Genomic DNA, 22,906 nt, shown 5'->3' on the forward strand with positions numbered 1-22,906 from the left:
TAAAAGAAATAACAAAATTATTTTTTATTATTTTTAGTTATATTTTAGCCAGCTTACACTCCTCTCCGAGTCACCCATACCAGGCCAGCCAATCATCACTCAGAGAGGACAACCATGCGCTTTACCACCCAACTGGCCACGCTGGCCATCGCTGCGGCAGTTGCCCTGCCCTCGTTCGCGGCTGATATCAATCTGCTGAATGTCTCCTACGACCCGACCCGCGAGCTGTATCAGGATTTCGACAAGGCCTTCTCCGCCTACTACAAGCAGAAGACCGGCGACAACGTATCGGTCAAGGCATCGCACGGCGGCTCCGGCAAGCAGGGGCGTGCCGTCATCGACGGGCTCGAGGCCGATGTCGTCACCCTCGCCCTGGCCTACGACATCGACGAGATCGCGGAAAGGGCCAAACTGCTCGACCCTGCCTGGCAAAAACGCCTGCCGCACAACGCTTCGCCCTATACCTCGACCATCGTATTCCTGGTGCGCAAGGGCAATCCCAAGCAGATCAAGGACTGGGGCGACCTGGTGAAACCCGGTACGCAAGTGATCACGCCCAATCCCAAGACCTCGGGCGGTGCACGCTGGAATTACCTGGCGGCCTGGGGCTACGCGCTGAAACAGCCGGGCGGCAACGAGGCCCGCGCCAAGGATTTCGTGCAGCGCCTGTACAAGAATGTGCCCGTGCTCGACTCCGGCGCCCGCGGTGCCACGACGACCTTCGTCGAACGCGGCATCGGCGACGTGCTGCTGGCCTGGGAAAATGAAGCCCTGCTGGCGGTCAAGGAACTCGGCCCGGACAAATTCGACATCGTCGCGCCATCCCTGTCGATCCTCGCCGAGCCGCCGGTCGCCGTTGTCGACAAGAACGCGGCGAAGCACGGCACGACCAAGGTAGCGCAGGCCTATCTCGAATACCTGTATAGCCCACAAGGCCAGGAAATCGCTGCGCAGAGCTACTATCGCCCGATCGATGCAAAGGTGGCCGACAAGTACGCCAAGCAATTCCCCAAGGTCAATCTGTTCAAGATCGACGAGGTTTTTGGCGGCTGGCAAAAGACGCAGAAGACACACTTCGCCGACGGTGGCCTGTTCGATCAGATCTACGGCATCCGATAAAGCCCGCGGGAGATCGCGTCAGACCGCACCCCGCCTTGCGCGCGATCAATCACGCCGCCCCGGAAAGCAGCTATGATCGCCGCTTGGGCGGGCCCGCCCGCCCAACACCGACCATGACAAAGGAGACAAAAGATATGCGCCTGGAAACCATCGCTGTACACGGCGGCTACAGCCCCGACCCGACCACCAAGGCCGTCGCCGTGCCGATCTACCAGACCACCAGCTATGCTTTCGACAGCACGCAGCACGGCGCCGACCTGTTCGACCTCAAGGTGCAGGGTAACATCTACACCCGCATCATGAACCCGACCACCGATGTGCTGGAAAAACGCCTGGCCGAGCTGGAAGGTGGTGTGGGCGCGCTGGCGCTGGCATCCGGGCAGGCGGCGATCACCTACGCGGTCCTGACGATCGCCGAGGCCGGCGACAACATCATCTCGAGCAGCACCCTGTATGGCGGCACCTATAACCTGTTCGCGCATACCCTGCCGCAATATGGCATCACCACGCGCTTTGCCGACTACCGCGATCCAACCAGCTTCGAGAAGCTGATCGACGAGCGCACCAAGGCGCTGTACATCGAATCGATAGGCAACCCGCTCGGCAATGTGATCGACATCGGTGCACTGGCCGAGATCGCGCATCGCCATGGCGTACCGCTGATCGTCGACAACACCGTCGCCACGCCTTACCTGTGCCGCCCGTTCGAACACGGTGCCGACATCGTGGTGCACTCACTGACCAAATACCTGGGTGGCCACGGCAACAGCATCGGCGGTGCGATCGTCGATTCGGGCAAGTTCCCCTGGGCTGAGCACAAGGAACGCTTCAAGCGCCTCAACGAGCCGGATGTCAGCTACCACGGCGTGGTCTACACCGAGGCGTTGGGCGCTGCAGCCTATATCGGCCGTGCGCGCGTCGTGCCGCTGCGCAATATGGGTGCGGCGCTGAGCCCGTTCAACAGCTTCCTGATCCTGCAAGGCATCGAGACGCTGGCTCTGCGCATGGATCGCATCAACGACAATACCCTGGCCATTGCCAAGCACCTGCAGAACCACGAGAAGGTGGAGTGGGTGCAATATGCGGCGCTCGACAACAGCCCGACCAAGCCGCTGGTCGACCGCTACCTTGGCGGCAAGGCTTCCGGCGTGCTGAGTTTCGGCATCAAGGGCGGGCGTGATGCCGGTGGGCGCTTCATCGATGCGCTGCAGCTGATCACGCGGCTGGTGAACATCGGTGACGCCAAGTCGCTCGCGTGTCACCCGGCCAGCACGACGCATCGCCAGCTGTCACCCGCTGAGCTCGAGCGCGCGGGGGTTCGCGAAGACATGATCCGCCTGTCGATCGGCATCGAGCACATCGATGACCTGTTCGACGACATCAATCAGGCGCTCGCCGCGGCCAGCTGATCACATCGCAGCGGTAACGCAAACGGCAGCGCTCCCTGGGGCGCTGCCTTTTTATTTGGACGAGGCAACACGGAAGGAAGCAGCAGATGGAAACCAGCAAGATCGCGGATTGCATCGACCGTGTCTACGGCGAACACTTTCTGGCCTTCCCGCTAGGCCAGCTGGCGGACAACCGGGTGATCGGCTCATTCTTCAAATACCAGCTGGAAAGCCGCTTTCAGCCCATCGTGCGGCTGCATGATGGCGTGGCGATCGGCCATGACAGCACGGTCGAATGTCATGCGCCGGACGGCGGCCAGATCGAGGCTGCACGCCTGTTCGCGCTCGCCCTCGACAACAGCGGCCTGGTCAGCCTCGACCGCATGGTGCGCACGCTGCACGCGCTCAACTACTTTGCCATCCAGCAAGGCCCTGGGCGCCTGTTCCTGAGCGTGCAGCAACGCCTGCTTGAGACGGTAAAAAGCGATCATGGGCGCTTTTTTGAACGGATATTGCAGCAGTTCGACATCGCGACCGGGCGCGTGGTGATCCAGCTGCCGCCGCGTGCGCGGGAAGACGTGGCCTTGCTGGGCAGGGTGATCCGCAACTATCGATCATGCGGGTATGGCGTGGCCGTCGAACAGCAAGGAGACGATCTCGGCTGGCTGGCGGCCCTTGGCGACACACAGCCTGATTTCATCAAGTGGCAGGCGGCCTCTGCGACGCAAGCGGGGCTAGAGCAGGCAACGCGCGTGGCACAGGGACTGGGCGTGGAACCCGTCGCCACCGTCATGGACCGCGCCCACCATGTGGAGCGGCCGACGGCGATGGCAAGCAGGTAGGGGCAAGGTGCTTGCCATACGGCCTGCTCCGACCGAGCCGCGCATCAGGCGCGCGAAGTGGTCTCGACCGTGGGCCCGCCCTCTTCTACCGCGCCCCCTGCCGTGGTCTGCAAGGTGAAATAGAAGGTTGCGCCCTTGCCCGGCTCGGCCTCTGCCCAGATCTCACCACGATGCCGGTGGATGATCCGCTGGGCCGTGGCCAGCCCGACACCGATGCCCTCGAACTCCTGCACCGTGTGCAGGCGTTGGAATGCGCCGAACAGCTTGCCGGCCAAGGCCATGTCGAAGCCCACGCCATTGTCGCGCACGAAATAGACGCGGCGGCTGGCATTGTTGACACAACCGAATTCGATACGCGGCTGCTCGCTCTTGCCGGTGAATTTCCAGGCATTTGACAGCAGGTTGTACAGCGCCGAGCGCAGCAGCTTGCCATCGGCGTGGACGTACACCTCGGGTGCGATCACGACTTCCACCTTGCGTTCCGGCTCGTTGGCCTGCAGCTCTTCCACCACCGATTGCGCCAACAGGCTCAGGCTCAGCATTTCCAGGTGCATTTCGCTGCGCGCCAGGCGAGCGAGGTTGAGCAGCGTGTCGATCAACTCGCCCATGCGCTGGGTGGCACGCCGCATGCGTTGAATGTAGTCGCGCCCCTGCTCATCGAGCTTTTCGCCAAAATCTTCGAGCAACGCCTGGCCAAAGCCATCGACTGTCCGCAACGGCGCGCGCAGGTCGTGCGACACCGAGTAGCTGAAGGCCTGCAGCTCGTTGTTGGCCGATGCCAGCGCTGCCGTGCGTGCCTCGACCAGCTCTTCGAGGTGGTCACGGTAATGGATCAGCTGCTCCTCGACCTTCTTGCGAGCGCTGACGTCGATCAGATACCCCTGCAGGTATTTTTCGCCACCCTTGCCGGCATACACCGATGCCACCAGCGACACCCAGACGCTGTGCCCATCGGCCGCCAGCAGCCGGCACTCGAACTCGCGCTCGGCCTGATCGGGATTGGCCTCACCGAAAATCTGGTAGGCCAGGTGCCGGTCGTCGGGATGCAGGTAGCTGGTGAGAAACCCCTCCTGGTACCACATCGACAACGGGTAACCGAGCAGCGCCTCGGCCTGCGGGCCGACATAGCTGAAGCGCCAGGTGCCGGCCTGCGCCTCCCACGGGATGACCTTGGTCGACTCGACCAGACGCCGGTAACGTTCCTCGCTGATGCGCAGCTGGTTCTCGACCTGCTTGCGCACGGCGATATCGGCTTCGAGCGCCTGGTTCTTGGCTTCCAGCTCGGAAAACAGGGTCTGCAGCGACTGGCGCGTGGTTTCGAGGCTACGCCCCAGCGCGCCGAATTCATCGCGGCGCAGCCATTCGAACGGCGTATCGAGCTCGCGCTGTGCAAGCTTTTGCGAATCGGTCATCAAGCGCCGCAGCGGATGCAGGACTCGGGCCTGCATCAACACCAGGATCAGCGCCAGACTCACCAGCAGCTGGCCGCCGACGGTCAGCAGGAACTTGTTGCGGTCGTCCCGCAATGCGGCCTCCCACTGACCGCTATCCATCTCCACCGTGACCACGCCGATTTCGCTGCCCTGGTAGACGACGGTCTTGCGCAGCGTGTACACCTGCCCGCGGCGGCGCTCGGGGCGCTCGGCCTGCAGGAAGGTGCCCAGCGCCGGGTCGGTCACCAGTACACGCACGACGCGATCGTCATCCATGATCGAATTGAGCAGCGGCATGCCGGCATCGGCACTGAGGTTCCATAGTGGCTCCTGCATGCCGAGCACGAGGATCTCCGTCAGTCTGGCGTGATCCTTCTTGAGCTGGGCGCTCAGGGCGCTGGCGCGCCCTTCCAGCGTGATATAGCTGATGATGGTTGCCGGAATCAGCAACCCCACAATCACGGCCAATACAATCGCACGCCGTACGGTCAAACTCATTCTTGTCCCCTCTCCCCTGGGAGCGGTGTGTGCAGGAGCGGCCACCCGATAGCAGCCATGCTCAGGCATGAAACGGGATTTACCCTCTATTCAAGCGCTACTGACGCAATTATGCAAATTACCCTGGCCGACGGCCTCATCCGCCCATGCCAACGGAAAGCCGAGTCATGCCACAGAAATCGTTTCGTCATATTACTCATTCAAACTGCGGCCGCTTGAGCGGGATGAATTGTCTATCCTTAAATAAGAAGTCACAAGCCCATGCTAGGGAATTTACTCTATAGGGTTAGACCGAATACCTCGTCATAGAGAGGTCCCAGCATAATCGGCAAAAATCGATCACCAGATGCACAGGGTGACGCAATCAATTGCATGTTTTGATTACTCCAGGAGACAAAAATGGCTCAGAAAGTCGCACTCGTTACCGGTGGCATGGGTGGCATCGGAACCGCAATCTGCAAGGGGTTGGCGCAGGCCGGCTTCAAGGTTGCCACCACGTATTCCACGCCCGGCAAACATGAGGGCTGGCTGGAAAAAATGCGTGCAGAGGGTTTCGACATCTTTGCGGTACAGTGCGATGTCACCAGTTTCGATTCTTGCGTCGAGGCAGCTGGCAAGATCAAGCAGGCGCTCGGTGCCGTCAGCGTGCTGGTGAACAACGCCGGCATCACCAAGGATGGCCGCTTCCAGAAAATGGACAAGACCGCCTGGGATGCCGTGATGTCGACCAACCTCGACTCGGTGTTCAACGTCACGCGCCAAGTCATCGACGACATGTGCGAACTCGGCTTCGGCCGCGTCATCAACATCTCGTCGATCAATGGCCAGAAGGGGCAGTTCGGCCAGACCAACTATTCCGCAGCCAAGGCCGGCATGCATGGTTTCACCATGGCCCTGGCCCAGGAAGTGGCGAAGAAGGGCGTGACCGTCAACACCATCAGCCCGGGCTACATCGCCACCGAAATGGTGATGGCGGTGAAGGAAGAAGTGCGTAACCAGATCATCGCCGGCATCCCGGTCGGCCGGCTCGGCCATCCGGAGGAAATCGCGGCGCTGGTGGCCTTCATCGCCTCCGACGCGGCTGGCTTCATGACGGGCGCCAACGTGGCCATGAATGGCGGCCAGCACACCTGCTGAGCGGCACGCGGGTACAAAAAAACGCCCTCGATATCGAGGGCGTTTTTTCGGGCTGCCGAATCAAGCAAGCTTGGTGAACAGCTGCATGAAGGTCATCATTTCCGGCAGATTGGAAATCTTGATCTTGCCCATCATGAAGGCCATCTCGGGGCGCAGCTTGCCGAGCTCGATGTCGAGATAGTCGGAAGCAGCGGCGGATACCTTGCACTTGGCTTCGCCATTCAGACCGGTTTCCACTTTACACGCACCATCAGCGACGGTGACGGTGTACTGGCCGCCGTTGTCCCCGGACAGGTCGAAATGGAACACGCTATTCTTGCCGGCGGCATCTGCAGCCTTCAGGCGTGCAGGCAGACCATTGAACAGTTCCTGGATGGTGGACGGCAGGGACATGTAAATCTCCTTCTTTTGAGACATGGGTGGAAGCCGGTTTCGGCAAAAAACTTCAAACAAGTGTTTGATTGAATCAAAGCATAGCCGACTTTTCGAATGTCAGACAAGTGGGTTACCCAATATTCTTGACTTCATCGAATCCGACTGGCTCGTCGCCTTTGGCTTTGAACGGGCGCCGCTCCCGCAGCTCGTCGACATATTCGAGCATACCCGCCCGCTCGCGCAGCAGGAAGCTGGCCACGGCATCGGCGAAATCGGGATGCTTGAGCCAATGCCAGGAGTGCGTTTCCACCGGATCGAGCCCCCGCGACAATTTGTGCTCACCCTGGGCGCCGCCCTCGAAGCGCATCATTCCCTGCTCAATACAGTAGGCAATCGGGCGGTAATAGCACAGCTCGAAGTGCAGGGCCGGCACGAATTCGACCGCTCCCCAATAGCGTCCGTACAGGGCGCCGCCGCCGGCCAGGCAGAATGACGCAGCAACCGCCCGCCCCGCGCGCCTGGCGAGAAACAGCACGCAGGCCTCGGGCATGCTGCGGCCAAGCGCCTGAAAGAAGGCCAGGTCCAGATAGGGGCTGGCGCCATGGGCGCGATAGGTCTCGACATAACAGCGGTGGAAGAACCGCCAGTCGGCCTCGCCGATGTCGCCACCGGCCAGCGCGACGATCTCGACCTCGCGGCTGGCGCGGGCGCGATCCTGGCGGATCTTCTTGCGTTTGTCGTGCGGCATGCGCGACAGGAAATCGTCGAAGTCCGCATAGCCCTGGTTGTGCCAGTGGAACTGTACGCCGTCGCGGCGCATGCCGCCCTCGTCCGCCAGCGTGGCGATGTCCTGGCCTGCCGGGAACAACACATGCAGCGACGACACCGCGGGCTCGGCCTGCATCAGCGCCCGTGCGGCGTGCAGCAAATGCGCGCGGTCATCCGCCTCGTGCGCCAGCAGGCGCGGCCCCGGCACAGGCGTAAACGGCACGGCACACAACAGCTTCGGGTAGTAGTGCAGGCCATGGCGGCGATGGGCATCGGCCCAGGCCCAGTCGAACACGTATTCGCCATAGCTGTGGGCCTTGAGGTAGAGCGGCATGGCGCCGACCAGGCGATCATCGCGCCACAGCGTGGGGTAGCAAGGCGTCCACCCGGTATCGGGTGTCGCGGCACCAGTTTCGTGCAGCGCATGCAGAAAGCTGTGCCTAAGGCTGGGCTGTTCACCCGCGAGGGCATCCCATTGCGCCGGGACGATGCCTTCCAGCGAGTCGATGATCCGTAGCTCTGTCGCGGCTTGCATGGTTATCCAGAAAGATTTGCGCGTACCGGTGATGGCCGGGCATTAAAGTTGCAGTAGAGGGATGGGCAACACGGGCGGGCACAGTGTCAAAACCCCGTGCGCGCACCGCGCCAGACGATATAATCGTAACAAAGCTGATTCCGGCCTGTCGTGAATGCAGCCAGTCGCCCGTGACTGACCATAAAACATAACAGAAACCGATAATGAAACTCGCCATCGCCCAATTCAATCCCACCGTCGGTGATCTGGCCGGCAATGCGGCCAAGATTGCCCATTATGTCCACGAGGCGCGCGAACAAGGCGCCGACTTGCTGGTTACCCCCGAGTTCGGGCTGTGCGGCTACCCGCCCGAGGATTTACTGCTGCGCCCGGCCTTCTACACCGACTGCGCCTCGCAGCTCGCCAAGCTGGCATTGCAGACCCAGGGCATCGCCCTGCTGGTGAGCTATCCGCTGCAGGAAAAAGGCAAGCGCTACAACGCCGCGTCGATCATCCGCAACGGCAAGATCATCGCCACCTACCGCAAGATCTCGCTGCCCAACAACGAGGTGTTCGACGAGAAACGCTATTTCGAGGCCGGTGGCGCGCCATGCGTGGTCGAGATCGCCGGTGTACGTGTCGGTATCAACATCTGCGAGGACATCTGGCAACCCCAGGCCGCCGCGCTGGCCAAATCGGCGGGTGCCGAGGTCATCGTCGTGCCCAATGCCTCGCCCTTCCACGTCGACAAGCAGAAGGTGCGCTACGAGGTCGTCAAGTCGCGCATCGAGCAGACCGGTCTGCCCATCGCCTATGCCAACCTCACCGGCGGCCAGGATGAGCTGGTCTTCGACGGCGACTCGTTCCTGATGAACCGCAAGGGCGAGCTCGTTGCCCAGCTGCCGATGTTCGACGACGCGCTCGGCGTGTTCGAGCTGCGCGACGGCGACTGGGTGCCGGGTGAAGTGGCGCCGGCACCGTCGATCGAGGCCCAGGTATACAAGGCGCTGACCATCGGCGTGCGCGACTACATCCTCAAGAACGGCTTCCCTGGCGCGCTGCTCGGCCTGTCCGGCGGCATCGACTCGGCGCTGACGCTGGCCATTGCCGTCGATGCGCTGGGGCCCGACAAGGTTCATGCCGTCATGATGCCGTCGCAATACACGGCCGACATCAGCGTCAACGACTCGCGCGAGATGGTGGACATCCTCAAGGTGAAATACAGCGAGATCGCCATCCGCCCGGTGTACGACGGTTTCATGGACGCGCTGGCCGGCGAGTTCGCCGGGCTGCCGGTCGATACCACCGAAGAGAACCTGCAGGCGCGCGTGCGCGGCACGCTGCTGATGGCGCTGTCAAACAAGACGGGCAAACTGGTGCTGACCACCGGCAACAAGTCGGAGATGGCGGTCGGCTACGCGACGCTGTACGGCGACATGGCCGGCGGCTTCGCCGTGCTCAAGGACGTGGCCAAGACCCTGGTCTACCGCCTGGCCCATTATCGCAACAGTGTCGGCTGCGTGATCCCCGAGCGCATCATCACCCGAGCGCCGTCGGCCGAGCTGCGCGACAACCAGACCGACCAGGACAGCCTGCCGCCTTATGATGTGCTCGATGCGATCATGAAGGCCTATGTCGAGAACAACCGCAGCCCGCAGGAAATCATTGCCGAGGGCCACCCGGAAGCCGACGTCAAGCGTGTGATCCGCCTGATCAAGCTGAACGAATACAAGCGCCGCCAGGCCCCGGTGGGGGTGCGCATCACCGCGCGCGGCTACGGCAAGGACTGGCGTTACCCGATCACCAACCGCTACAGCTCCGGCCTGTGACATGGACGAGCAGCCGCCTATCGTCAAGCAGGTGGAGGCCCCCGAGCCACCGCCGATACCCGATAGCTGGCGCTACTACGGTACCTGGTGCGGTTACTGCGAATATTGCAGCGAGTACTTCACGTTGACGCTGACACCACGGGATGCACATGCGCGCTGCCCCTACTGTTTCACACTGAACGACCGCAACAGATTCTGGCCTCAGCATCTAGGCATCTGAGGCCTCACTTAAAAATGGGAGATATTCATGAAGAAGATTGAAGCCGTCATCAAGCCATTCAAACTCGACGAGGTGCGCGAAGCCCTGCACGAGATCGGCGTGACCGGCCTGACCGTGACCGAGGTCAAGGGTTTCGGCCGGCAGAAGGGGCACACCGAGCTGTATCGCGGCGCCGAATACGTCGTCGATTTCCTGCCTAAGGTAAAGATCGAGGTCATCCTGGCCGATGCCCAGGTCGAGCCGGCGATCGACGCCATCATCAAGGCCGCCCGCACCGGCAAGATCGGTGACGGCAAGATTTTCGTCACCTCGGTCGAACAGATCGTGCGCATCCGCACCGGCGAGACCAACGAACAAGCCATCTGACCAGTACAGCCAGGTCGCAGCGCGACTGTAGCCTGGCCTCTTCCTGCCCACGGCGGCTCTGGCACTCCACTGAGGTGCCCCACCGGCGACGACATGCCAAGGGCCGCCGACGCCGCAGCCCCCCTTCCAGACTTGAATCCCACCAGCTGCACCTTGGCTTCCGCTCGCGGTCTACCTATAAAACCAATACAGGCAGACAAACCGTAAGTACCTGTAAACAATATATTTTCCAAACCAGGACAGATATCAGGCATGCCGCAAACCACGGTACTCGCCCCCCCTTCCACCCCCCGTTGGACCGGCCCGCTACGCCGGCTTGCCTTGTTCGTATGGCTCGGCCTGATGCTGCTGACACTCGGCGTCGGCTACCTGGTTTATGAGCAGGATCAGGCGCTGTTCCGGCAGCATATCGACGCCCAGGCCAGCGAATTGCAGGCCGCGGTTCGAAAGCGCCTGGAAATGTATCGGCTTGCACTGACCGGTGTGGCGGGTTTGTACCTCGCTTCCGACGAGGTCACACGCGAGGACTTCTCGATCTACGTGCGCAACCTGCGGCTCGATCGCAACTATCCGGGCGTCCGCGGCATCGGCTTTGCCCGGCGCATCGACGGGGCCGGCCTGGCTGGCTACCAGCAGCGTCTGGCCGAGGCGGTGCCGGGCAGCCGGGTGTTTCCTGCCGGGCACCGCGACAGCTATACGGCGGTCGAATACACCGAGCCAATGGATGACAGCAGCCGCCACATCATCGGCTTCGACATGTATACCGAAGCCAAGCGGCAGGCCGCAATGAGGCTGGCCGCCGACAGTGGCGAGCCGGCCGCGACCGGCAAGGTCACGCTGCAGCAGGATGTCGCCACGCCGACGCCGAGCGGTTTCCTGCTGTATTACCCTATCTACCGTAATCACAGTACGACCGATACCCAGGCCCGACGCCGTGAGGCGCTGCTTGGCTGGGTCTACATGCAGATCCGCATGGACGAGATGCTGGCCGGCATTCTGGGTCAGGCGCCGCCCCTCGATCTGGCTGTCTACGATGGGCGGCAGGCCGTGGCCGGGCAGCTGATTACCGGCGCCACCGCCACGGACGACGTCATCCACCTCGAACGCGGCATCGACTTCGCGCAGCACCACTGGCTGCTCGTGCTGCAGCCCACCCATTCCCAGTTGGCGCTGGCCGAGTCCACGCGCTATCGCTGGGTGCTGGCGCTGGGCTCGCTCGTCAGCCTGCTGGCCGCGGCGTCGGTAGCCACCCTGGCCGCTGCACGCGGCCGCGAACAGCACATGGCCGCCGTGGCCACGCATGAAATCCGCCAGCGCGAGCAGCGCTTCAGCGGCCTGATGGAAAGCATGCCGAACGCCATCTTCGCACTCGATAGTGACGGCCACGTCACCATGGTCAACGGTACGGCCGAACGCTGGTTCGGCCAGGCGCGCGAGATGCTGATCGGCCTGCCGTTCGCGGCCCTGCTCGTGCCCAGCACGCGTGACACCTTCCACGAGCGCTACCAGCCCTTCTTTTCCGGCAGCGTGCCGGCGCCGCCGGCGCCAACACTGGAGTGGATGGCCTTGCGTGCCGATGGCAGCGAGTTTCCGATCGAGCCGACCTTTTCCGCCATCGATACCGGCGATGGCCGGCTGATACTGGCCAGCATGAGCGACATCTCGTCGAGAAAGCGCTCGGAAGCGCGTTTCCGGCTGGTGGTCGAAGCCGCGCCGAATGCCGTGGTGGTGACCGACAGCCGCGGCGTGATCGAGCTGGTGAATTCACAGACCGAAGTCTGGTTTGGCTATTCGCGTCAGGAGCTGCTCGGCCAATCGGTAGAGATACTGATCCCGGAACGCTTCCGCAAGGCGCACCCGGCCTATCGCTCGGCCTTCGTCGGCACGCCGCAGGTGCGCCCGATGGGGGCTGGGCGCGACCTGTATGGCCGCCGCAAGAACGGCAGCGAATTTCCCATCGAGATCGGTCTCAATCCGATCCAGACCGACGATGGCTTGCTCATCATGAGCTCGATCATCGACATCTCGGAGCGCAAGGCCGCCGAGCGGCGCTTTCGTGAACAATCGGAGCAGATCGCCCAGGCCAGCCGCTACAAGTCCGAATTTCTCGCCAACATGTCGCACGAGTTGCGCACGCCGCTGAACAGCATCCTGATTCTCGCCGAGCAGCTGGGCGACAACCGCCAGGGCAACCTGACCGCCAAGCAGGTGGAGCACGCGCACATCATTCATCGCTCAGGCAACGAGCTGCTGACGCTGATCAACGATATCCTCGACCTGTCGAAAATCGAGGCGGGCCGCATGACGGTGCAGGTCGAACAGCTCATCCTCGCGGACTTTGCCGCTCATCTGCGGCAGAGCTTCGCGCCGCTCGCCGAGGCACGCAAGCTGTCGCTCTGCATCGAGATCGACACGAACGCGCCGCGCGCGGTGCTCACCGATGGCAATCGCCTGTTCCAGATCGTCAAGAACCTGATCTCGAATGCCATCAAGTTCACCGAACAGGGCGGCGTGCACGTCCGTGTCGCCCGCCCGGCGCCCCCCTTGCCGGCGGGCCTGAGGCTGGAGGCCAAGGACACCCTGGCCATTCAGGTAGTAGACACCGGCCGCGGCATCCCGGCGGACAAGCAGGAGCAGATCTTTCTCGCCTTTCATCAGCTCGATGGCTCGACCAGCCGGCAGTATGGCGGCACCGGGCTGGGGCTGACCATCTCCAAGCAGCTGGCGCAGCTGCTGGGTGGCAGCATCACGGTGGACAGCAAGGAAGGCGTTGGCAGCACCTTCACCCTCTATCTGCCTGCGCGCAGCCAGGCATTGCCGGAGCGCGAAGCGCCGGCCATCCGCCCGGCTGCATTGGCGCAACACGCAAGCGGCGACCCGCTGGTGCTGATCGTCGAGGACGACGTCAATTTCGCCGAGATCGTCGCGGCCGGTGTGCGCAGCCGTGGCCTCACCCCGGTGCTGAGCCGGAGCGGCGGCGAGGCCGTGCAACTGGCGCGACAACTGCCGGTCAAAGCGATCATCCTCGACATCCTGCTGCCGGACGGCAACGGCTGGCATTTCCTGACGCAGTTGCGCGAGCTGCCGTCGACCCACACGGTGCCGGTGCAGGTTGTCTCCTGCCTGGATCAACCCTCACCGGCGCGGCCCGACATCGTCGGCTACCTCGAGAAGCCCGTCGACGTAGCGCAGCTCGGGCACATGCTCGACGAGCTGGTCGAGCACATCGGCGCCCAGGGACACCCGGCGCCGCAGCCGGCGGATACGCAAGCCCACGGCGGCACGCTGCTGCTGGTGGATGACGACATCCGCAACATCTATGCGATGACCAGCCTGCTCGAGGACCGAGGTTATGAAGTCATCACGGCCGGCAACGGGGTCGAGGCCCTGGCCCGTATCGAGGAACGCGAAGACATCGACCTGATCCTGATGGATATCGCGATGCCCTTAATGGATGGGTTCGAGACCACGCACCGGCTGCGGGCAGACAAGCGTTTTACGCGCCCGATTGTGGCGCTGACCGCCTATGCTATGAAGGGGGACAGGGAAAAATGCCTCGACGCCGGCGCGGACGACTACCTTGCCAAGCCGGTCAGCAAGAGCCAGCTCTACCAGACGCTGGACCATTGGCTCGGCCGAGCACTCGAAACGGCCATTTCGTAACGAGATACCGATGAACATCGACGCAAACCAACGTTTTCCGGCCGAGCAGCTTGAGCAGGTAGTACTGGTCGTGGACGATACCCCGGAAAACCTGGTGGCCATGGATGCCATTCTGGGGGACCTCAGCGTGCAGCTGATGATGGTCAGCTCGGGCAAGGCTGCCTTGCAGAAGATGCTTGAGCACGATGTGTCGCTGGTTCTGCTCGACGTGCAGATGCCCGACATGGATGGCTACGAGATGGCCCAGCTGATGCGCGGCTCGCGGCGCACCCGGCACATCCCGATCATCTTCATCACCGCCATCATGCGCGACGAGGCCGCCATGCTGCGCGGCTACGAGAGCGGTGCCATCGACTACATCACCAAGCCGATCAAGCGTGATGTGCTGCGCAGCAAGGTCAAGCTGCTGCTCGAACTCGACGCGAGCAAACGGCAGCTGCTGGCGGCCTATCGCCGTCTCGACGGCCAACGCAGCTATTACGAGTCGATACTGAACGCGGCAGGCGAAGGCGTCGTGGGCTTCGATCCGAACGGCACGGTCAATTTCGCCAACCCCGCCGCGCGCCGACTGCTCAACCTGCCCGAAGATCGCCTGATCGGCCAGGGCCACCAGGCCTTCTACCCGGCCGACGCCGGCCAGCCATCCAACTGGCAGAGCACGCCGTTCTGGGCGGCCATCGAGCGTGGCCAGGAGATCCGTATCGACGATGCCCAGTTCCGCACCCTCGGGCGCGGCGATTTCCCGGTCAGCCTGTGCTGCTCGCCGCTGTCCGGGCATTACAACGGCGTGGTGGTGGTGTTCCAGGACATCACTGTGCGCAAGGCGCTGGAATTGCAACTGCGCCTGCAGGCGATGACCGACCACCTGACCGGCCTCAACAACCGCAGCGGCTTCAAGACGGCGCTCGGCCACGCGCTGGCGCGGGCGGGCCGCACCTACAAGTATGTGGCGCTGCTCTACATCGACCTCGACCACTTCAAGCCGATCAACGACTCGCTCGGCCACGATGCCGGCGACCAGTTGCTGCAGCAGGTTGCAGAGCGGCTCAAGCAGTCGATGCGCGTCAGCGACACGATCTCACGCCTGGGTGGCGACGAATTCACCGTAATACTCGAAGACCTCGACGATGCCGAGGATGCGGCCTTCAGCGCGCGCAAGGTGCTGTCTGCACTGCGCCCGAGCTTCCAGCTCAACGGCACGGAGGTGACCGTCGGGGCGAGCATCGGCATCGCCACCTATCCCGACTGCGGCAGCGATCTGGTGAGCCTGATGCAGGCTGCCGACGTGGCGATGTACCGCGCCAAAAACGAGGGACGCAACGTCTACCAGTTCTATACTCCGGACATGAACGCCCGCGCCAAGGCCCGCCTGATGCTCGAACAGAGCGCGCGCCACGCGTTGCAGCACGATGAGCTGGTGCTGTACTACCAGCCGCAGATCGACCTCGCGCGCCGCCGCATCGTGGGCCTGGAGGCGCTGATACGCTGGAACCACCCGACCGCGGGCCTGGTGTCGCCGGCTACCTTCATCCCGCTGATGGAGGAGACCGGGCTCATCATCCAGGTCGGCGCGTGGATCATCGAGAGCGTGTGCAAGCAGCGCCAGCAATGGCATACGCAGGGGGTACTCGATGCCGATTGCACGATCGCGCTGAATATCTCGCCGCGCCAGTTCAGCGACGACAACCTGAGCCGCATCCTGCAGCAGCAGCTGTCGCTGTGGCAGCTCGCACCGGAGATGATCGAGCTGGAATTGACCGAAGGCATGCTGATGCAGGATACCGAGCAGACCTACCAGCTGCTCGACCAGCTCAAGCAGATCGGCGTGCGGCTGGCCATCGACGACTTCGGCACCGGCTATTCGTCGCTGGGTTATCTCAAGCGCTTCAAGCTCGATGTGCTGAAGATCGACAAATCGTTCATCAACCACCTGACCCACAACGGCAAGGATGCCGCGATCGCCTCGTCGATCATCAGCCTGGCCCACAACCTCGGGCTCAACACCGTAGCCGAGGGCGTGGAGACCGAGGCGCAGCTGGACCGGCTCAAGGCGCTGAAGTGCGACGTGGTACAAGGCTACTACTTCGCCAAGCCCATGCCGGCAGAACAGGTCGAAGCCTTCGTACGGGGCTTCGCCACAGCCCCCTGATGCGCGTCAGGCCAGCGCGGGCGCCGGCTTGCCGGTCAGCGTTTCGGCCAGCTTGCTCGCATTGCGCGCCGCCAGGCCGTAGATCGACAACTGCGGATTGGCGCCGATGCTGGTCGGGAAGGCCGAGCCGTCGATCACGTGCAGGTTGACGAGCTGATGATGGCGGCCATGGCTGTCGACCACCGATTCCTCCGGCTTGCTGCCCATGCGGCAGCCGCCCATGACGTGCGCGCTGAATACGCGGAAACGCAGCACCTCGGCGGGCAGCGCGGCAATCGCCTGTTTGGCCTGCGCCCAGCTGGTGTAGGGCACCGCGCCCTCATGCACCGGCAGCACACGCGTCGCGCCGGCGGCAAACTGCAGCTCCGCCATCACCAGCAGCGAGCGCTTCAGGCCCTCCCAGACGTAATCGGTCAGCGGGTAATCGAGCATCGGCGTGCCATCGCTGCGCAGTTCGACTTGGCCACCGAGGCTATCGGGATGGAAGCCGTCGCGCATCAATGCCAGCTGCACATGCATATGGTTGAAGCGCGACATCCACTCCGCGTGCGACTTGCCGATGCCGGTCAGCGTGGTGGCGCCGAGCATCGGATGGATAGGCGGTACCTCAAGCTTGAAGCCGATCGGGCCGTCGATCGGGCCATTGTGCAGGAAATGGTCCGAATACACGGTCTGCGGCGCACCAGCCGAGGCAACCACGGGCTCGGGCATGTCCGAGATCGAGATGCTGACCGGGTGCAGGAAGGTGCGCTTGCCGAGCAGCTTGAACGGATCGGGCGCGCCGGAGCGCAACAGTACCGCCGGGCTGCCGATGGCGCCGGCGGACAGCACGACGTGGCGCGCCTTGACGCTGAGCTTGCGGCCCGTTGGCAGCAGGCCGGTGCTGTCGAGGCCATGGCATTCGACCGTACCGACCTGGTCGCCGACGACGCCGAGTGTCTCGACACGCACCCGGTATACCAGCGTGGCGCCCTGCCCCAGCGCCGCTGGGATGGTGGTGATCAGCATCGACTGCTTGGCGTTGACGGCACAGCCCATGCCGCAATAGCCCAGGTTCCAGCAACCGTTGACATTACGGTTGATGCGCCCCCAGCTGATGCCGAGCTTCTCGGCACCGACGCGCAGCAGATCGTTGTTGCGATTGGGCTCGCCGGGCCAGTTGTGGATGTTGAGGCGCTTCTCGGCCATGGCGAACCACGGCGCCAGCGCATCGACGGTCAGATCGGGTAGGCCATACTGCTTGTTCCACACTTCGAGCGTGGATGGCGGCGTGCGGAAGCTCGACGTCCAGTTCACCGTGGTCGAGCCGCCAACCGAGCGCCCCTGCAGGATGGAGATCGCCTTGTCCTTGGTCTGCCGCTCGCCCGATTCCTGGTACAGCTGCGGGTAGGCATCGGACTCGCGCAGCTTGAAATCGCGCGAGGACTTGAGCGGCCCCTCTTCGAGCAGCACCACCTTGAGTCCGGCCTTGCTCAGGATTTCAGCGGTGATGCCACCGCCGGCGCCTGTGCCGACGATGACGACATCGGCTTCAAGCGTCTTGTCGGCGGACAGCGTGGACGCGTCGATGACCTGCCAGCCTTGTTCCAGGCCGGTGGCGATGGGATCGGGAACCATGTTTACCTCGTGGGGGACAGACGGTGGGGCGATGCACGCCCCGCAAAAGCCGGCCTGGGATCAGGCCGCGAATACCTGCGCCGGCGGGCCGTCGTAGCCGATGGCCGCCCAGGCGCTGGGGCTGCCATACCACGACGCCAGCACGATCTTGTGCAGGCCCTGGTAGCCGGAACGCAACAAGGCGATGCGGCTGTCGCGCCAGCGCGCCAGGAATGACTCGATGCTGGCGCGATCGGCCTTGAGCCAGGGCAGCGATACCCCGGCCACGGTGCGGCGCGTGACCGGAAAATCGAGCAGGCCGAACAATTGATCGAGCTCGGCGCGCACCGCGGGCGACAGGCCGGAGATGGCGATGTCCACATTGCGCACCGTTTCGGCAATCGCCGCCTGGTGCGCGGCCGGCTCGGCCGGCAGCGCACCATCGAGCATCACGTCGGCCAGCGCTGCGAACAGCCCGCAGCTTGCCTCGTCGAGCACGGCGAAGCGTGTGCCATTGGGTGAGACCCAACGCGGCTGCGCCTCGAACGGGCCGTAGAGCGCGCGTGCCGCGACCAGCGACACACCCCCGAGCAAACCGGCCTTGATGAACTGGCGGCGAGTCAACATCAATTACGTCCTGTCATCAGTTTGTAGATGGTCTTGAACATGCGGCCATAGGGCGGGTGCATCAGCCACAGCGTGTCAAAGCGGCTCTGGCTGATGATGCCCTTGAGCTTGCTCATGGTGTCGAAACCGTACTTGCCGTGGTAGTAGCCCATGCCCGATGCGCCGACACCGCCGGTAGGCAGGTCGTCCTGCGGGAAATGGATGATCGTGTCGTTCAACGTCACGCCACCGGAAATCGTCTCGCGCATCACGCGGTCGATACGGCGGCTGTCGTGGTCGAAGTAATACAGCGCCAGCGGGCGCGGACGAGCGTTCACATACTTGATCGCCTCACCCAGATCGCGGTACGGCAGGATCGGCAGCAAGGGGCCGAAGATCTCTTCCTGCATGATCTTCATGTCGTCGTTGACGTTGAGCACCAGCGTCGGTGCGATCTTGCCGGTGGCAGACAGGTTCTCGCCCGCCGGGTTGAGCTCGATCAGCGTGGCGCCCTTGGCGCGCGCGTCGTCGAGATAGCCCTGCAGCCGCTGGCGATGACGCGGGTTGACCACGGCCGAGAAATCGTTGTTGGTGGCCATCTTGGGGAAGAACTTGGCGACCTGCTGGCGGGCCAGATCGATGAAGGCCTGCTCCTTGCCCGCCGGCACCAGCAGGTAATCGGGCGCCACGCAGGTCTGGCCGGCGTTGAAGCACTTGCCGAACATGATGCGCTTGACCGCGGTCTCCATCGGGAAATCGGGGCTCAGGATCGTCGGTGACTTGCCGCCGAGTTCGAGCGTGACCGGCGTCAGGTGATCCGCCGCGGCGCGCATCACATGCTTGCCCACGGCCGTCGAGCCGGTGAACAGCAGGTGGTCGAAGGGCTTGGACGAGAACGCCTGCGCCACGTCGGGGCCGCCGTTGATCACGCACACCAGGCTTTCGTCGAACTGGCTGCGCAGCAGGTTGCCGAGCAGCTCGCCAGTGTGCGGTGTGGCTTCCGACATCTTGATCATGGCGCGGTTGCCGGCGGCCAGCGCCGAGGTCAGCGGGCCGATCGCGAGATAGGCCGGGTAGTTCCACGGCACGATGATGCCCACCACGCCGAGCGGCTGCGGCATCACCTTGCCGGTGGCCGGGGCGAACCACATCGATACGCCGGCACGGCGCGACTTCATCCAGCCCTTGAGGTGGCTCTTCGCATGGCGGATGCCCTCGATGCTGGCGAACAGCTCGATGCGCGTTTCATTGGGCGAGCGGCTGCCGAAATCGGCGCTGATGGCTTGCGCAATGGCGTCGATATTGTCGAGCAGCACCTTTTCGAGCTTGCCCAGGTTGGTGCGGCGGACTTCCGCGTCGGGATAGCGGTTGGCGTCATAGCTCGCCTGCTGTGCCTCGAACAGCCTGTTGAGCCGTTCCAGTTGCACCGGGGATGCATGCGGTTCGTAAATCGGTTCCATGCCTTGTTCTCCTGAAATGCCCAAATCCACGTTTTTGAAAAGTCGAACTGCTGATTCCAAGCGATGGCCATGTTGGGAAGAGGCAGCCGTCGGCCTCGCCGCGCTGGCGCCGGGCCGGCAGCCGCGCTCCGGGCGCGCCAGCCAAGCCATAGAGTCAATACTCTAGCCTGTCCGCATTATCCCATCCCGGGCGTTCAACTCAAACAAAAAATGCGGGTTTTCAGCAACATTGTCCAACAATCTATCAATCGATAGATTCGCTGTCAATCGCTTTGCCGAATGTGTTTCCCACCATTTCGCCCAAAAATGACCATGAGTCACTAACCTTGCAACACAATATGACCATCGGTCAACTATTTCAGTTCACACAGAAGGTCAAGCGCTTGCTTAACCGTTTCGCCGATCGCGCGTAAACTGGTGTTTTGCCCGCTACCCTGCTCCCGCCTCATGCTTATCGACTTCTTCTACGAGCTCAAAGACGCCAAGATTCCCGTCAGCATCAAGGAATTCCTGACCCTGCTCGAGGCGCTCGACAAGCGCGTGGTGTCGGGCTCGCTCGACGACTTCTATTACCTGGCGCGCACCGTGCTGGTGAAGGACGAGAAGCACTTCGACAAATTCGACAAGGTGTTCGGCAGTTATTTCAAGGGTATCGAATCGCTGGCCGAGGCGCTCGGCGGCGAGATACCCGAAGACTGGCTGCGCCGCGAGTTCGAGCGTTTCCTGTCCGACGAGGACCGCGCCAAGCTCGAAGCGATGGGCTGGGACAAGCTGATGGAAACCTTCAAGGAGCGGCTGAAGGAGCAGAAGGAACGCCACGCCGGCGGCAACAAGTGGATCGGCACCGGCGGCACCAGCCCCTTCGGCGCCTACGGCTACAACCCCGAGGGCATCCGCATCGGCCAGAACGAGTCGCGCCACCGCAAGGCGGTGAAGGTATGGGATGAGCGCGAGTTCAGGAATTTCGACGACAACCTGGAGCTCGGCACGCGCAATATCAAGGTCGCACTGCGCAAGCTGCGCCGCTTTGCGCGCGAAGGCGCCGAGGAAGTGCTGGACCTGCCCGACACCATCCGCGCCACGGCCAACAATGCCGGCCACCTCGACCTGAAAATGGTGCCGCAGCTCCACAACAAGGTGAAGGTGCTGCTGTTCCTCGATGTCGGCGGCTCGATGGACGACCACATCCGCATCTGCGAGGAGCTGTTCTCGGCCTGCAAGACCGAGTTCAAGCATCTCGAATACTTCTATTTCCACAACTGCGTGTACGAGAGCGTGTGGAAGGACAACCGCCGCCGCCACGCCGAGCGCATCAGCACCTACGATGTGATGCACACCTACGGGCCCGACTACAAGCTGATCTTCGTCGGCGACGCGACCATGAGCCCGTACGAGATCCTCTACCCCGGCGGCAGCGTCGAGCACAACAATCCCGAGGCCGGCCACCTGTGGGTGTCGCGCCTGCTCGATCACTATGGCAGCGCCATCTGGCTCAACCCGGTGACCGAGCAATACTGGGACTACACGCAATCGCTGCAGATGCTCAAGCAGCAGATGGGCGAGCGCATGTACCCGCTCACCATCGAGGGCCTCGAGCGCGGCATGCGGCGGCTCAATCAGGGCGGCTGACAGGTGTCCGACGGCCTGCCCGCGGCGGCTTTGCTCGCCGACACCTACCTGCCGGGCCAGCTGTTCGCCATGGTGCGCGCCGACACGAGGCTGATGGCCTGCCTGCGCGCCGCGCGCTCGCTCGAACTGCCGGACTGGTATCTGGCAGCGGGCTGCATCCGCAACCTGGTGTGGGACAGGCTGCATGGCTACGCCGAGCCGAGCGGCGCGCAGGACATCGACCTGGTGTATTTCGACCCGGCCAGCCCACCCGAGCACGACCTCGATCTCGAACAGCAACTCAACCGCGCCTACCCGGCCGGCTGGGAGGTGGTCAACCAGGCGCACGTGCATCGCTGGTACCGCGGGCCGCTGGGCGACCCGACCACCCAGCTGAAAAGCACGCTGGACGGCCTTTCCCGCTGGCCGGAACAGGCCACCTGCATTGGCCTGCGGCTCGATGCCAAGGATGTGCTCAAGCTCGCTGCGCCATGTGGCCTCGAAGACCTGTTCACGCTGCGCTGGCGGCGCAACCCACGCGTTGCCGACAACGCCACGGTGCTGCGCCGCGCCGAGGAAAAGCGTGTGGCCGCACGCTGGCCGCGTGTGCTGATCGGCGACTGACAGCCGCGCATGAGCCGGACCTTCCACGCCACCTTTGGTGTGGCGCCGTCGCAACTCACACGCATGGAAATCGTGGTCGACCACACCGCCGATCCGACCCAGTAATTGCGTTCAAGCGCAAATAGGCTGAACGCTCTAGACTGCGGGGACGTCGATGAACCGGCTCACGCGCCAGCTACAAGGCCGTGAGCAGGCTCCGACGTCTTATAACAAGGAGATAACACCATGCGCACTCTCAAACAGTGGCTGACCCTCTATGGGGAAAGCCACCAGAACCCGGCCAATATCGCCATCCACAAGATTTGCGTGCCGACCATCGTCTTCACCGCCTTCGGCCTGTTGTGGACCATTCCTGTCCCCGATGGCATCCGCAATCTGCTCGGCATCAATGGCGTGGGCCTCGTCAACGCCGCCACGCTCGCCTTCCTGCTCGGCATGGCGTTCTACCTGCGGCTGTCGGGCATCATGGCGCTCGGCATGGGCATCATGTGTGCAGGCTTTCTGGCGCTGCTCGTGTGGCTGCAGGCCACGGGCGCGCACATCCTGCAATTGAGCGTGGTGATCTTCGTGGTGGCGTGGATCGGCCAGTTCATCGGCCACAAGATCGAGGGTAAGAAGCCGTCGTTCTTCGAAGACCTGCAATTCCTGCTGATCGGCCCGGCATGGACGCTCGCGGCGCTCTACCGCGGCCTCGGCATCCGCTACTGAGGT

Annotated in this window: 17 protein-coding genes; 11 read left to right on the forward strand and 6 right to left on the reverse strand. The window is 63.1% G+C overall.

Annotation, left to right across the window (positions count from 1 at the left end):
• The first annotated feature begins 114 nt into the window (after positions 1-114).
• The 3 genes from ABWL39_RS03945 (at position 115) to ABWL39_RS03955 (ending at position 3,349) form a co-directional block, all read left to right on the forward strand.
• Positions 115-1,119: a sulfate ABC transporter substrate-binding protein gene (locus ABWL39_RS03945; protein ID WP_367787329.1), complete on the forward strand. Its 1,005-nt coding sequence runs from the start codon at positions 115-117 to the stop codon at positions 1,117-1,119.
• Between the two features lie 134 nt (positions 1,120-1,253).
• A complete protein-coding gene (locus tag ABWL39_RS03950; protein ID WP_367787331.1) occupies positions 1,254-2,528 on the forward strand; it encodes an O-acetylhomoserine aminocarboxypropyltransferase/cysteine synthase family protein in 1,275 nt (424 codons plus the stop codon).
• Between the two features lie 86 nt (positions 2,529-2,614).
• Positions 2,615-3,349: an EAL domain-containing protein gene (locus ABWL39_RS03955; RefSeq protein WP_367787333.1), complete on the forward strand. Its 735-nt coding sequence runs from the start codon at positions 2,615-2,617 to the stop codon at positions 3,347-3,349.
• A 44-nt stretch (positions 3,350-3,393) separates the two neighbouring features.
• Here ABWL39_RS03955 and ABWL39_RS03960 read toward each other — a convergent pair whose 3' ends face one another.
• A complete protein-coding gene (locus ABWL39_RS03960; RefSeq protein ID WP_367787335.1) occupies positions 3,394-5,280 on the reverse strand; it encodes an ATP-binding protein in 1,887 nt (628 codons plus the stop codon).
• A 399-nt stretch (positions 5,281-5,679) separates the two neighbouring features.
• Between ABWL39_RS03960 and phbB the strand changes: the two genes are divergently transcribed.
• Entirely contained in the window at positions 5,680-6,417 is a 738-nt protein-coding gene (gene phbB / locus ABWL39_RS03965; RefSeq protein ID WP_367787337.1) for an acetoacetyl-CoA reductase, read from the forward strand.
• A 60-nt stretch (positions 6,418-6,477) separates the two neighbouring features.
• Here phbB and ABWL39_RS03970 read toward each other — a convergent pair whose 3' ends face one another.
• Positions 6,478-6,810 carry an SCP2 sterol-binding domain-containing protein gene (locus ABWL39_RS03970; protein ID WP_367787339.1) on the reverse strand — a complete coding sequence of 111 codons (333 nt, stop codon included), beginning with the start codon at positions 6,808-6,810 and terminating at the stop codon, positions 6,478-6,480.
• 112 nt (positions 6,811-6,922) lie between these two features.
• Positions 6,923-8,095, reverse strand: coding sequence for a GNAT family N-acetyltransferase (locus tag ABWL39_RS03975; protein ID WP_367787340.1), 1,173 nt, complete (start codon positions 8,093-8,095; stop codon positions 6,923-6,925).
• A gap of 203 nt (positions 8,096-8,298) precedes the next feature.
• On the opposite strand from ABWL39_RS03975, the gene ABWL39_RS03980 reads away from it, so the two are divergent.
• The 4 genes from ABWL39_RS03980 to ABWL39_RS03995 all read left to right on the forward strand — a co-directional run bounded on the left by ABWL39_RS03980 (position 8,299) and on the right by ABWL39_RS03995 (position 16,301).
• Positions 8,299-9,903, forward strand: coding sequence for an NAD+ synthase (locus ABWL39_RS03980; protein WP_367787342.1), 1,605 nt, complete (start codon positions 8,299-8,301; stop codon positions 9,901-9,903).
• Positions 9,904-10,150: 247 nt separating this feature from the next.
• Complete coding sequence (locus tag ABWL39_RS03985; protein ID WP_367787344.1) at positions 10,151-10,489, forward strand: P-II family nitrogen regulator; 339 nt, start codon at positions 10,151-10,153, stop codon at positions 10,487-10,489.
• Positions 10,490-10,741: 252 nt separating this feature from the next.
• Positions 10,742-14,152: a CHASE domain-containing protein gene (locus ABWL39_RS03990; protein WP_367787345.1), complete on the forward strand. Its 3,411-nt coding sequence runs from the start codon at positions 10,742-10,744 to the stop codon at positions 14,150-14,152.
• A 10-nt stretch (positions 14,153-14,162) separates the two neighbouring features.
• Positions 14,163-16,301 carry an EAL domain-containing protein gene (locus tag ABWL39_RS03995; RefSeq protein WP_367787346.1) on the forward strand — a complete coding sequence of 713 codons (2,139 nt, stop codon included), beginning with the start codon at positions 14,163-14,165 and terminating at the stop codon, positions 16,299-16,301.
• 6 nt (positions 16,302-16,307) lie between these two features.
• Here the strand turns inward: ABWL39_RS03995 and ABWL39_RS04000 are convergent, their stop codons facing one another.
• From ABWL39_RS04000 to ABWL39_RS04010, 3 genes are read right to left on the reverse strand one after another with little or no spacing between them, the layout of a single operon-like run.
• Positions 16,308-17,918: a GMC family oxidoreductase N-terminal domain-containing protein gene (locus tag ABWL39_RS04000; protein ID WP_367787348.1), complete on the reverse strand. Its 1,611-nt coding sequence runs from the start codon at positions 17,916-17,918 to the stop codon at positions 16,308-16,310.
• A 60-nt stretch (positions 17,919-17,978) separates the two neighbouring features.
• Positions 17,979-18,524, reverse strand: a complete 546-nt coding sequence (locus tag ABWL39_RS04005; RefSeq protein WP_367787350.1) for a hypothetical protein — start codon at positions 18,522-18,524, stop codon at positions 17,979-17,981.
• The gene (locus ABWL39_RS04010; protein ID WP_367787352.1) at positions 18,524-19,963 is read right to left on the reverse strand and encodes a coniferyl aldehyde dehydrogenase; all 1,440 of its coding nucleotides are present in this window, start codon (positions 19,961-19,963) and stop codon (positions 18,524-18,526) included. Before ABWL39_RS04010 ends, ABWL39_RS04005 begins: the two co-directional genes overlap by 1 nt.
• A gap of 447 nt (positions 19,964-20,410) precedes the next feature.
• Here ABWL39_RS04010 and ABWL39_RS04015 point away from each other — a divergent pair, with 447 nt between their 5' ends.
• The 3 genes from ABWL39_RS04015 (at position 20,411) to ABWL39_RS04025 (ending at position 22,903) form a co-directional block, all read left to right on the forward strand.
• On the forward strand, positions 20,411-21,592 hold the full coding sequence (locus ABWL39_RS04015; RefSeq protein WP_367787353.1) for a VWA domain-containing protein: 1,182 nt from the start codon (positions 20,411-20,413) through the stop codon (positions 21,590-21,592).
• Between the two features lie 3 nt (positions 21,593-21,595).
• Entirely contained in the window at positions 21,596-22,195 is a 600-nt protein-coding gene (locus ABWL39_RS04020; RefSeq protein WP_367787354.1) for a nucleotidyltransferase family protein, read from the forward strand.
• Positions 22,196-22,420: 225 nt separating this feature from the next.
• The gene (locus ABWL39_RS04025) at positions 22,421-22,903 is read left to right on the forward strand and encodes a DUF962 domain-containing protein (RefSeq protein WP_367787356.1); all 483 of its coding nucleotides are present in this window, start codon (positions 22,421-22,423) and stop codon (positions 22,901-22,903) included.
• Positions 22,904-22,906: the final 3 nt, after the last annotated feature.

Source organism: Chitinivorax sp. PXF-14 (genome assembly GCF_040812015.1).
In the GTDB taxonomy this organism is placed as follows: Bacteria; Pseudomonadota; Gammaproteobacteria; order Burkholderiales; family SCOH01; genus JBFNXJ01.